Annotated in this window: 10 protein-coding genes; 9 read left to right on the top strand and 1 reads right to left on the bottom strand. The window is 53.3% G+C overall.

The window, feature by feature from the left end; translation table 11 throughout:
• The first annotated feature begins 16 nt into the window (after window positions 1–16).
• The 8 genes from F0P93_RS09390 (at window position 17) to F0P93_RS09355 (ending at window position 7,967) form a co-directional block, all read left to right on the top strand.
• Window positions 17–352, top strand: a complete 336-nt coding sequence (locus F0P93_RS09390; protein WP_150876118.1) for a winged helix-turn-helix domain-containing protein — start codon at window positions 17–19, stop codon at window positions 350–352.
• Window positions 353–624: 272 nt separating this feature from the next.
• Complete coding sequence (locus F0P93_RS09385; protein WP_138989683.1) at window positions 625–1,389, top strand: ferritin-like domain-containing protein; 765 nt, start codon at window positions 625–627, stop codon at window positions 1,387–1,389.
• Between the two features lie 15 nt (window positions 1,390–1,404).
• Entirely contained in the window at window positions 1,405–2,235 is an 831-nt protein-coding gene (locus F0P93_RS09380) for a ferritin-like domain-containing protein (RefSeq protein WP_150876117.1), read from the top strand.
• A 976-nt stretch (window positions 2,236–3,211) separates the two neighbouring features.
• Entirely contained in the window at window positions 3,212–3,580 is a 369-nt protein-coding gene (locus tag F0P93_RS09375; RefSeq protein WP_150876116.1) for a sugar 3,4-ketoisomerase, read from the top strand.
• Window positions 3,577–4,668: a DegT/DnrJ/EryC1/StrS family aminotransferase gene (locus tag F0P93_RS09370; RefSeq protein WP_150876115.1), complete on the top strand. Its 1,092-nt coding sequence runs from the start codon at window positions 3,577–3,579 to the stop codon at window positions 4,666–4,668. Before F0P93_RS09375 ends, F0P93_RS09370 begins: the two co-directional genes overlap by 4 nt.
• The gene (locus tag F0P93_RS09365; RefSeq protein WP_150876114.1) at window positions 4,668–5,633 is read left to right on the top strand and encodes a glycosyltransferase family 2 protein; all 966 of its coding nucleotides are present in this window, start codon (window positions 4,668–4,670) and stop codon (window positions 5,631–5,633) included. The genes F0P93_RS09370 and F0P93_RS09365 overlap by 1 nt, the downstream gene beginning before the upstream one ends.
• Window positions 5,614–6,336, top strand: a complete 723-nt coding sequence (locus F0P93_RS09360; RefSeq protein WP_191908766.1) for a class I SAM-dependent DNA methyltransferase — start codon at window positions 5,614–5,616, stop codon at window positions 6,334–6,336. Before F0P93_RS09365 ends, F0P93_RS09360 begins: the two co-directional genes overlap by 20 nt.
• Window positions 6,336–7,967: a hypothetical protein gene (locus tag F0P93_RS09355; RefSeq protein WP_150876112.1), complete on the top strand. Its 1,632-nt coding sequence runs from the start codon at window positions 6,336–6,338 to the stop codon at window positions 7,965–7,967. Before F0P93_RS09360 ends, F0P93_RS09355 begins: the two co-directional genes overlap by 1 nt.
• Before the next feature lie 119 nt (window positions 7,968–8,086).
• On the opposite strand, the gene F0P93_RS09350 is transcribed toward F0P93_RS09355, so the two are convergent.
• The gene (locus tag F0P93_RS09350) at window positions 8,087–10,483 is read right to left on the bottom strand and encodes a family 78 glycoside hydrolase catalytic domain (protein ID WP_150876111.1); all 2,397 of its coding nucleotides are present in this window, start codon (window positions 10,481–10,483) and stop codon (window positions 8,087–8,089) included.
• A gap of 154 nt (window positions 10,484–10,637) precedes the next feature.
• Here F0P93_RS09350 and F0P93_RS09345 point away from each other — a divergent pair, with 154 nt between their 5' ends.
• Window positions 10,638–12,602, top strand: coding sequence for a metallophosphoesterase (locus tag F0P93_RS09345; protein ID WP_150876110.1), 1,965 nt, complete (start codon window positions 10,638–10,640; stop codon window positions 12,600–12,602).
• The last annotated feature ends 30 nt before the right edge of the window (window positions 12,603–12,632 follow it).

Here is a 12,632-nt window from a genome sequence, read left to right as displayed (position 1 = left end):
CCGTCTCAATGGGAGTATGACCAATTTGCACATCAACGGGAGAGTCTGGCTGGAAGCCCAGGAACGGTTTTTCGGCATTGGCCGGATGGAACTGCTGGAACGCATTCAGCGGACGGGGTCGATCAACCAGGCGGCCAAGGAGATGAAAATGTCTTACAAACGGGCCTGGGAACTGGTTCAGTCGATGAACAGCCAGGCCGACGCGCCCCTGGTGAGCACCCAAACCGGCGGTGAGCGCGGTGGGGGAGCCAGTGTGACCGAAGAAGGCCTCAAATACCTCACCTATTACCGCGGACTTCAGGAACGTTTTCAACGATTTCTGGCCGAAGAAGTGAACCATCTGCCGGTCTGATTTCGACTGCCGATCCCGCCTGAACCGGCTCTCTTTTTTCCTGCCGTTGTCCGCTTCCGACCCATTATCCGGATTTGAAGTAAAAAATAATTTACTGCCCCAAACCGCTAAATTTCTCCGCCAACCGCCCTTTTTTGTCCCGTTCCCTCGAATACGGACCCAATAAAATCTTTTTTGATCGTTGCGAAATCCAAAAATCAAGTTGGCTCGTTCGTATGGGTGTCTTTTAAGAAGATCCTTTTATACACCCTATTAACAAATTTACTTTTCTTATGGAAGAATTAACAAGTACCTCTACCCCCAAGAAAGGCCCGAGCGTACCCGCCATTCCATCAGTTGAACGTCGGATGTTTCTACGCGCATTAGGCTTAACGACTGTTTCGGCGGCTGCCTTTCTGACGGCTTGTCAAAATTCGATGAATGATGTCGCTCCCAAGTATTCCGGTGCCCGGCTTTCGGCCGATGGTGTGAGTTTCGGAGAAGGTGATTTTGCCATTCTGAACTACGCTTACGCCCTGGAGCAACTGGAAACGGCATTCTATATGGCTGTTATCGAGAAGAAAACGTTCGCTGCCGGGAGCAAGGAAGAAATGATTTTCAAGGATATTCACGATCACGAGCTGATTCACCGCGAGTTTTTCAAGCTGGCAATTCCGGCCGACAAGCGCATCGGTGATCTGGAATTTGATGTGAGCAGTATTGATTTCACCAACCGCCGGGAAGTGTTGAACACGGCGCGGGTACTGGAAGATACCGGGGTGGCTGCCTACAACGGCGCCGGTCCGCTGATCTCGAAAGCAAACTCCATTTACCTGACCCTTGCCGGAAAAATTGTATCGGTCGAAGCGCGTCACGCTTCCCTGATCAGTTCCATTCTGCAACCGGGTGGCGGGTTGTTTGCCGGAGACTACGTTGTGGATAACAACGGGTTGGAGAAAGCACTAACGGTTTCGGAAGTACTGGGCAGAGCAGGCCGATACATCAAAACCGCCATTAATCCCGCTTCACTGCTTGCGCTGGAATCATCCAAATCATAAACCTTACGAACGATCATGAATCTTCTCGGAATATTCTCACAAATTGAAAAATCTGATCCGGAAATTGGCGAAAAAATGGATTATTCGCGCCGGAAAATGTTAAAGACCACCTCGGTAGCGGCTGCGGCTACGCCGATGTTTTTTGCCGCGATGGTGAACAAGGCCTTTGCCGCTGACGGTTGTGCCGGTGATGCCATTGCTATTGTAAAGTATGCCTTGACGCTGGAATACCTGGAACGCGATTTCTACCGCGCCGGTCAGTTCAAAGCGGGTTTACTGCCTGCAGGAACGCGCCCTTACGTGGTGCAGATTGCCAAGCACGAAGCGCAGCACGTTGATTTGCTGGAAGGGGTTCTGGGGATCAAACCGAATGCCATGCAGCCGAAATACAACATGGCGACGCTGAACGCAGCCCTGGCCGACTACCCAACCTTCCTGACTTATGCGCAGGCGCTGGAAGACACGGGAGTTCGGGCCTACAAAGGACAGGCCGCCTGTCTGTTGGAAGAAGATACAAAAACATCCCGGACCGTTCTGGCCGTAGCGTTGCGGATTCACTCGGTGGAAGCCCGTCACGCGGCCGCCGTTCGCTACATGCGGGATTTGCGCGTATGGCCATCCGGCGGTCAGAACGGCACCGAACCGGATCCTAAAATTTACATGAATGAAGACCAGGGAACACAAGGTGGTGCTAACCTGGTTGACTACTTCAACATGTCGGAAAACAAAATGAAGCTGTATAGCCCCGACATGTCTACCCGGAGCGTGTATGAATCATTTGACGAAGCGTTGACTGCAGAGCAGGTTCTGGCGATTGCCGGTCCGTTCTTTGCTGCTCCGATGTAATTCAACATAGCGTGTATTTTTTTGAAAAGACCGACATATGTCGGTCTTTTTTTTACCCTTTTTGGGTCGGTTTTCGACAGAGGATGGCGTGATTGACCAGTCGTGAACTTTCTTATAAAACCTACCTTTTAGTGCGTACTTTTCTGCCTGTAATTCCGGATTTATGCCTGCTTAACCGTTGGTAGTATAACTAAAAATGCCGTTTCGTTACTGGTGGACAACTGCAGTGTCTGTCGATGGGAATCGCTGATTTTCGTTCCCGGTAGCTTATTTTTTCGTGACCGCCCACTCGTTTTATTCATTATTTTTTCATTAACAAAGTTCGGTAAAATGACCTGTATCCGCGATTTCTTCTGCTTTTAATAAGACCGAAAAAGTCCGCTTATCAGACAAACCGGTTGGTTGGCCAAGGGCTTGAAATTCCTCCAGGCAGTCTTTGACAGACTGCCTGGTGAACGGCGAAAATTTACATTGACGCTGGGGGGGGTGACCCGATCCTGCCGTTGCCCATGGTTCCTAAACACGGTAGGGCAGGCGGGCATACCGAAACGGAAGGAAAGACGTGTTTGAAATACAAACCATTTGTCTGTCAGTATTTTGTAAGCTGGTGAGACGCCATGCAATGAAGTTGGACAGGGTTGGAGCAATGCGGATTTTTCCTCTGTTGCCAGTGCTACAATCCGTAGTTCGACGGGGTTGACACTGAAAGCAAACGACTCGATTTCGGGCAAGTGCTAGCGTTGAATGGCGGACCTTTGACGCTGATCAGGTTTTATTCGCCTGTTTTTTGGCATAGTAGTAAGACAAGCCCCGGTAACCCGTATCCGGTTTAATCATCGGGAAATGGTATCGTATGAAGAAATCCCGGCTGATCACCGGAATCCCTGATGAAACTACCTTCAAGTACAGTGGATATCCGTCCACCATAGAATTCAAAAAAATATAATTAAATTTAGCACGAGTAACCCTGTCCAATATGTCCAAACTTATACAACTCGCAACGCATTCCTCAGCGCGGGGAGATCTTACCGTTTTTGAAAAAATATTACCTGGTGAAATAAAGAGAGCTTTCTATATCTATAATGTCGAGTCGCCAACCCAGGAACGGGCGTTGCATGGTCATCGGAAAGAGTCGAATGCCCTGATTGCACTGGCCGGCCAATGCCGCATATTCGTAACCAATGGAGAAGAAGAAACGTATTTTCATCTAACCGCACCGAATGAATGTCTGGTGATCGAACCCGGCGACTGGCATATTATCGACAACTTTACGAAAGAGACCGTTCTGCTGGTTCTCTCGAACGAGTGCTATGACCCATCCGATTATTTTTACGACCGCCCATGATTCCTCATTTAGACCTCAGGCAGGTGAATCAGCCTTACGCAGAGGCCCTGCAGGCCGCATCCTGCCGGGTGCTGTCGTCGGGTTGGTATGTGCTGGGGCAGGAAGTGGAGGCTTTTGAAACCGGCTTTGCGGCCTATTGTGGCGTCAGGCATTGCATAGGCGTCGGCAACGGCTTGGAAGCGATCCATCTGATTTTCAAGGCCATGAGTTTTCCGGAAGGGAGTGAAATCATCGTGCCTGCGAATACCTACATTGCCACCATCCTGCCCATTACGGCTTTGGGGCTGGTGCCGGTTTGGGCTGAGCCCGATCCGCGGACGTATACCCTGGCGGCCCCGCAAATTGAACCCCTGATTACGGAAAAAACCCGCGCCATCGTCGTCGTTCACCTCTACGGACGCTGCTGCGACATGGCTCCCATTGAGGAACTGGCCCGAAAATACGACCTGAAACTGATTGAAGACGCAGCCCAGGCCCACGGGGCTACCTACCAAAACCGCAAAGCCGGGAATCTCTCCGACGCGGCAGCGTTCAGTTTTTATCCGACCAAGAACCTGGGTGCTTTGGGTGATGCCGGCGGGGTGGTTACCAATGACGACGAACTGGCGCATCAGATTCGGCTGCTCCGCAACTACGGTTCCGAGCAGAAATACATCCACCGGATTCCGGGCATGAACAGCCGCCTGGATGAATTGCAGGCGGCCTTTCTGGGGGTCAAATTAGTCCACCTCGATGCGGATAACCGGCGTCGGCAAGCGCTGGCAGCCCGGTATCTGGCTGAAATTCACCATCCTTCTCTCCAATTGCCCCCCGCCGACGCCATCGATCAGGATGTCTGGCATCTGTTTGTGGTGCGGCACACGCAGCGGGAGGCTTTTATGACGTATCTGCGCCAGAAAAACATCGGTACGGTGATTCATTATCCTGTGGCACCCCACCAGCAGGACGCCTATACGGAATACCGTTATCTGAATTTACCCCTGACCGAACAACTACACCGGGAGGTGTTGAGCCTGCCGCTCAATACCGTCCTGACCGATGCTGAAGTGGATTATATTATCAAAACCATCAATGAATCCCCTTACTGATGTTACTCTCTGTCATTATTCCGGTCTATAACAGCGAACGCACCATCTTTCCACTGGTGGAGTGCCTTACCTACGAACTCGCGGCTTATTCCTTCGAGATCGTGCTGGTGAACGACGGCAGTCGCGATGCATCCGAGGAAATCTGTGAGACGCTGGCCCAGACGTTTCCGCAGGTTCAGTTTATCTCCCTGCGCAAGAACTTTGGCGAATTTCAGGCTGTCATGTGCGGGTTGAACCACGCCCGGGGCGAATACTGCGTAATTATCGACGACGACTTCCAGAATCCCCCGCAGGAAATCATCAAGCTGCTCCGCGAAGCCCAGCAGGGTCACTACGACGTGGTGTATTCGCAATACGAGAAAAAGAATCACGTTCTGTTCCGCAACATGGGGAGCTGGCTCGTGAACCGGTTGACCACCTGGTTGTTGCGAAAACCGTCTGATTTATACCTGTCCAGTTTCAAACTGATCCGGCAGGAAGTCGTGCAGGAAATCATTCAGTACAACGGCCCGTATCCGTATCTGGACGGGCTGATTTTCCGGACCACCCGCAACATTGGCCGCGTAATCGTGCAACACCACAAACGCCAGGAGGGTGATTCGAACTATACCTTCCAACGGCTGATTTCGCTCTTTCTGACCATCTTTTTCGGCTATTCGGTTCAACCGCTGCGTTTGCTGACCACACTGGGCGTCTTCATGATTGCGCTGAGTATGGTCGCAGGTTTGGCCGAAACCGTCGGTTCGTTGCTAACGCTGCATTGGCCGGCAAAGGATCATCTGCTGTGGGTGACGATTTGCCTGATCGGCGGGATTCAGCTCTTTGGCATGGGGCTACTGGGTGAGTACGTCGGCCGACTTTTTATGATGCAAAGCGGATTGCCGCAATACGTGGTTAAATCGGAACATTTCAACTATGATCGGAAACCGGGACGAGTACGAAAGTATGTTCCAAGTGGAGCGTAAACTCTGGTGGTATCGTATTTTACACCAAAAAGTTATCCGTCAGATTCAAGCTCATTTTCCGGATAGTCAGTCCATTCATATTCTGGATGCCGGTTGCGGAACGGGCGGTTTGCTGGATGCGTTGCGTCAGGCAGGATACCCGAACAGTGCCGGATTCGATGCGTCCACGGATGCGGTTTCCTTTTCCCGTGAGCGAAAAGTGGCCGTTGAACAGCATGATCTTCGGGACGTGGCGACTTTTCAGCCGGGCAAAACCTTCGATGTGATCGTCTGCAACGACGTGTTGTATTTTTTCAACGATGAGCAGATTCGCCAGATTCTGCGGGTCTTTCGGCAGCGACTCCGCCCCGGGGGTGTTTTTATCAGCAACAACAACGCATTCTCCGCCCTGCGCGGCACGCACGACATTGCCCTGACGATTTCCCGGCGGTTCGTAAAAGCCGAGCTGGTTGACTTTGCCCGGCAAACCGGTTTTTCGCTGAAACACACGGTCTATTGGAATTTTCTGTTGACCATTCCGATCTGGTGCGTCCGGAAAGTGCAGCTTTTGATCTGGCAAATGAACCCTTCCCAACCCGTTCATTCCGACGTCAGCCTGCCACCAGCCTGGCTTAATGCTCTGTTTCTGAGGATTCTCCGTTTGGAACAACGGTTTTTTCAGGCACCTCCTTTTGGCAGTTCCCTATTCACCGTAATGCATTGATGGAAACCGTTGTTTACGCACTGCCCTTCCGGCTTTTTAGTGTGGTTTTGCTGGTTGGGTGGAGTGTTCTGATCGGGCGAAAAGCGCTCGCCCGCGACTTCTGGCCACGGCTCTCCGTTCGGGCGGTTGTGGGCCTGTCGTTCCTGCTTTTTATCCTCATTCGCCTGCTCTATGGCCAAAACCGGGAGCAGAATGTAGACACCAGCACCTGGATCGCAACAGCCCTGACCGTGGGGCAAGCCGACGACCCGCTCTACACTTTACTCAATTATTCCGACGGCCGACCGCTGGCCGTCGTACCGCTGGCCCTGGCCGAATGGCTGGGCATTTCCGTCGATTATCGCGTGGCGGACATCATTGGTGTGCTGCTCTGGTGCCTCACCCTCTGGATTTTCTGGCAGCTTCTGAAAAAATACGTTGCCGAAGAAATAGCGCTGGTGTTGATCTGGCTACCGATTCTGCTTCTGAGCACGGTTTGGAACCACGATTTTGCCAGTTTCAATACGGAAGTGATGGGGAATCTCTGGCTCATCGCCGGACTTTTCTGGATCCTGCGTTTCAACACCTGGTCACTACCGGCCGCGCTCGCCATCGGTTTCTGGCTGGGGTGTTTGCCGTTCGTGAAATTCCAGACCGTACCGATGGGCCTGGTTCTGGGGCTGTTTACGGCCTGGAAACTGTATCGGGCGCGTCGGTTTGCCAGCTTGCCGGTTCTGGTGGGTGGAGCCTTGCTGCCGGTCCTGTTGCTAACGCTTTACTATGTCAGCCAGAATGACCTGGAATCGTTCTGGGGCGATTATTTCAGCAACTATTTTGTGTATTCCTACACCACCGAGTATTCGACTCTTTCAGCCTGGGAACGGTTTTCGCCCATCCACATCGTTCAGTTTCTGTTTCAGTCTTACCAGCTTGTGCTATACTGGGTTGGGATTTTTGGAGGAATTCTGCTGGGAGCCTGGCTGGTGCTGCGTCGCCGGGTTTTCCGGACTGTCGATCAAAACGAGCGGTTTTGGGTTGGCGCAGCATGGTTGCTGGCCAGTTTTTATGCCACCCTGCAAGCCGGTAACAACTACACCCATTACCTGCTTTTTCTCATTTTCCCGAGTCTGTATGTCCTCGCGGTGCTGAGCGAACTTTCCGGTTTTCCGGAAAACCGGAAAGTGTTTTTTTTTAGTTTCCTTCTGGTTTTGGTCCAGGCTTCAGTCAATGGGTTTTTCCGGAAACCGCTTCCCATCCATCCCGGCGAACCTTTGTTTCAGGAAGTATCGGCTGAAATTCAGCGACGGAGCCAGCCGAAGGACGGCCTGGTGGTGTGGGGCTATGTCGACCGCCTTTACGGGTATGCGCGCCGACCGATGGGCTACCGGGCCTCGGACACCTTCTGGGTGTATTATCCGACCTCGACCCAGCCTTTCCGCATGAAGGAATTTCTGGCCGATATGGAACGCAACAAACCACTCCTGTTTGTCGATGCGATGACGCCGAGAATCTCGATGTTTGCGGACGAAACCTTTCAATTTGAAAACTTCCCCGCGATCAAAACCTACATCGATCTGCAGTATCAGTTGGTGAAAACCATTGAAGACGTCCGGATTTTTGCACGGAAGAAGGAGGAGAGGAATAAATTATAAATGTAAAATGATGAATGTTAAATGTAAAAGTCTCGCAATCCAGCACTTTTACATTTAACATTCATCATTTTACATTTATAATTATATTAATACCATTTAAAGGCTTGTCTTTTATAAGGTTACAAACTAACCGTCTGCTGACCTTCTTTCAAAGCGACCGTTTTTCCTTTCCATTTCAACGTTCCGGTCAGGCCGTCGGGCAGGGTGACGGTGCCTTTCAAACCGCCGGTGGGTGTTTTGTCAAACCGGACCGCAATTTCCCCCGCCGGGTGCGGCATGGCGCCTTCCGCAAATTGCAGATTGCCCAGATAGGGCGTGATGAGAACCGACGAAAAACCGGGCGAGGCCGGATTGATTCCGCAAACCGTCGACAGAAACTCGTAGTTCGGGGCTGCGCTCCAGGCGTGGCAGTCGGAGCGGGTGGGTTCGGGATTCTCGGCAAAGGTCGTCAGACCCATCGCCAGCATGTCGTGCCACGGTTTCAGCATCGGCAGAAACTGATCGGCCATCCCGGTTTTTTTCAGGGCCTGGAACAGGTAGAATTTGAAGTAAAAGGTTGCCTGAATCAGATTCGCATCCGCCATCACTTTCTGCATCAGCACCTTTTGCTGCGCCACCGGCACGGCGTCGGTCAAAATCGCCCAGATGTTGGCGTGCTGGCTGAAGCCGGTTTTGTCGGGCGTGTCGGCCATCAGGCCCCGGCCCGCATCCCAGCAACGGTCGTAGACATTTTTGGCCAACCGGAGCCCCACCAGGCGGTAATGCTCGGCCTGCTGGTTTTTGCCGTAATGGTAAAACACCTGCGAAATCCGCTGCATCGTGTACGCCTGTTGCAACGTCAGAATGGCCGAACCGCCTTTCCGCGCGCCCTTCGGCACTCCGCCCATGCCTTCTTCCGGGGCATCCCACTTCGCCCAGTCGACAAAATTCCACCATTCCAGCGGGCCGTTCAGGCCGTTGGTTGCCAGCCGTTTTTCGTGCCAGTCCAGCACGCCCGTGATGCCCGGCAGCATGGATTCCACAAACGGATCGTCTTTCCGGTGCATCCAGTAATCGTAGACCATCGTGACCCAATACAGCGAAAACGGTGGAATGACCTGAAAATCAGCACTCGGGTAGCGGCTTTGCGTGAGTCCGTCGTTGAAACGGCTGTGGTCGTAATCCGCGATGGCTTTCCGCATCAGCCGGTCGTCGCCGGTTACATACAGCGAAATGAACGACTGAATGCGCGTATCGCCGGTGTACTGCAATTGCTCGTAGTAGGGACAGTCGTAGTACGTTTCGCCCGCACAGAGCCGGGCCGTCCGCCAGCCGACGGTCCAGATGGGTTTCAGGCTTTCGTCACTGCTGGCAAACCGGGCTTTTTCCTGAAACGGGTAGCCCGTAAAGTGGCCCATCAAATCGTGAACTTCCAGCGGTTCGCCTTTGGTTTCGATCGTGATTTGCAAATACCGGTAGGTCCGGAACAACAGCGGCCGAAAGGTGCGTTTCTGCTTGGTGCCATCGCCGATGAACTGATCTTCAAACCCAATCAACTGCTTGCCTTCCACCTGGTTGCGGTTTCCTTTCTGCCGTTTATCGTCCACCATCGCTTCGGCGTAGCCCAGCGTTATGACGGCGTCTTTTCCCCGGCTGACGGTCAGCTCAGGAAAGGCATTGGTCAAATGCCCCTGATCGAGAAGAATAACGGCTTTGTGGTTGCGGTGCACGGTAAACGAATTTTTTCCCTGCAAAAAATCATCGTCCACATCGACGCCTTCCGACCGTCGAACCGTGGCCAGCCGTTGCGGAGTTTCTTCCATAAACGGAATGGTGCGTGCCACCAGATTCCAGTTGCCGTCCGTTCCCAGACCCCGCGGTTTGGCGGGCCAGCCGATCGGTTTGGCGGGTGCCCAGGCGGCATCGTCAAACGCCGGTTCTTCCCAGCCCCAGGGGTATTTGGCGGCTTCGACCCGGTCGCCCGCGCCCATGACGATGTACGTCCGCAGTTTCGGAATGTCGTTGATCACCGGCGAATAGGCCGGATTCTGGAAAATTTTCCAGGTGTTGTTGGTATTAACCACCTGTTCGGCGTCGCCATCGCCCTGCACGATAAACCCAAACTGGTAGTGCATCTGGGCAAACGGGGCGTATTCGGCCATGTAGGTCACCACGGCGGCCAGGGTATTTTTGCCGGTATTCAGATACGGGGCGATGTCGACGGTTTCGTAATTCCAGTTTTGCAGATCGCTGCGGGCGGGGCCGCAAACCACGGCTTTGCCATTGACAAACAGCCGGTAGCGGTTATCGCCCGACACGTTGATGACGAAGCGCCCCGGTTTCTGGGCCAGCTCAAAGCTCTTGCGGAAATGATAGACGCCATAGGACCGGATCGGGGCCGTCGGGTGACCAATCCACTGGGCTTTCCAGAAGTCGGTTTGCCAGCGGGGGGAAGGCTTCGCCAGTTGGGGAGCGGGGGTTTGGGCGAAGGTAAGATGAACGGCCAGCAGGAATATGAAAAGGAGTAAACGGGTCATAGTAGGGTAATAACGTTTTCTCTGCAAAATTGCACTATTTAAAACAGATTTGGCAGTGAGTCGACCCGGTTTTATTTAACGTTATGTTGCATGAAATGCATACTGCCCAATTTCTTAACACCGCCGTAACCCGATAAATCCCTATTTTTAACGAATGAAACAACCGCTTCGTAAACCGTTCGGATTGGCCCTGCTGGCCGTTACGCTCCTTCCTGTTTTTGCCGCTCTGGCGCAACCCGCGCCGAGAACCGTTCTGGGCGACTGGTGGTTCTGGCCCGATTATACGCTGGAACGAAACGCCCGGAATTATCCTGGCCCCCGAAAAGAATCCCCGACCACACCGGTGGTGGCGGCTGCGGTCGAAACGCCCGCTCTCACTTTTTTTGGCGAAAAACCAACGGAGCGCATCACCAACCTGCTGCCCGCCGTCGCTCTGTCCGGCAAGGCCTTTGCCGTTGAACTCTGGCTGCTCAATCACGTGAATGAACCCGTTGGCGCGCTGGTAACACTGCGGAGCCGGCAACGGCCCGATCAGGGAAGCTGGCTGCTCGGTTGCTACGACCGTACTATGGTATTTTCGCTAAAACCCGATGAACTGTCGCAGCTCCCGATCGGCAAAAGCCAGCCCAGGGGCGGAACGGAAACGACAACCAGGGCATCCATCCTGCGAACCGTGCAGGAAAGAGGCTGGAAAAAACGCTGGAGCCACCTGGTCGGCAATTACGACGGCACGGGTATGCAATTGTACCTGAACGGTAAAAAAATCGGCGAGATCCCCCAGACTTCCCTGACTGCTTCCGGAACCGACTCGTTGCAGCTCGAAATGGCGGCTTACCTGCGTCGCGAACCGTACATGCAGTGGGGCGACCTCGTCAAAAACGTCCGGATTCACAACGCGGCCCTGACGGAGCAGGCCATCGTCGGCCGGTTTGCGGAACTGCAACACCTGGTTGAAGACGGGCGGTTATACCCGGATCTGTTCCATTTTAACGCCGGGCCGTATCTGAATGGGGTACAGCAGGAAAGCATTCGGCTGGTTTGGGAAACGGACCGACCGGCGTCGGCGGTGATTCGCTACGGTGACCGGCAGCCATTGAGCCATACGGTAACGGTTCCGCTGACGGAGGGCAAAACCCACAACGAAGGGAAAGTACACAGTTACATCCAGGAGGCTATGCTGAAAGACCTGAAACCGGGAACACCCTATTTCTACGAGATCGAAGCGAAGTCGAAAACCGGCGAAACCATTTCGTCGGGCATCCTGACGTTCAGCACGGCCGTGAAGGAAGGTCAGGCTTTTACGTTTGGGGTGATCGGCGACACCGAAGCGCGGCCGCACGTCAACAACCGCGTTGCGGGTCTGCTGTGGGATGAACGGCCCAACTTTGTGCTGCACGTGGGCGACCTCACCGACGGGGGCGAACAGCCGTACAAATTCGAGTGGAACTACGAGTTTTTTACCGGTAATCGGCAACTTTCGGGCCGCGTTCCGTTTTTTCCGGTTCCCGGCAATGGCGAAGGCGATTTGTACTGGTATAAGCAATACCACGCGCTGCCCGAACCGAAAGCTTACTACAGTTTCCGGTATGGCGACGCGGAATTTTTCATGCTCAACAGCAACGAGGAGAAGGAGTTTGCGCCCGGAGGTAAACAGTATGTATGGCTGGAAGAGCAACTGAAGAAATCGACTGCCCGCTGGAAATTTGTAGCCCACCACCACGCGCCCTATTCGCCGGATGAAGACGACTATGGCAATGCCTGGACCCGATCCACCGACATGGGCGACGTTCAGATCCGGAAAATCATTCCGTTGTACGAGAAGTACGGCGTCGATCTGGTGTTCTACGGCCATTTGCACACCTACCACCGGACGCTGCCCATCCGGGACGGGAAACTAAACCGCAAAAAGGGCATTACCTACATTCAGGTCGGTGGAGCGGGCGGCAATCTGGAGGATTTTGCGCCCACCCGGCCCTGGTTTACGGCCAAAGCGTTCCGGGGCTACCATTATGGTACTCTAACGCTGGCCGACGGTCACCTGAATTTCAAAGTATACGATACGGAAGGACGTTTGAAAGATTACCTCGATCTGGAAAAAGCCGAGCGGGAAAAACCATAGGTAGTTTTCTGTATTAGTTTGAGCAGGATG

The sequence above is a fragment of the Larkinella humicola genome (assembly GCF_008727875.1).
GTDB classification, from domain to species: Bacteria; Bacteroidota; Bacteroidia; order Cytophagales; family Spirosomataceae; genus Larkinella; species Larkinella humicola.
The sequence above is the reverse complement of the archived record's forward strand: the minus strand, read 5'-3'. Positions and strand labels throughout refer to the sequence as shown.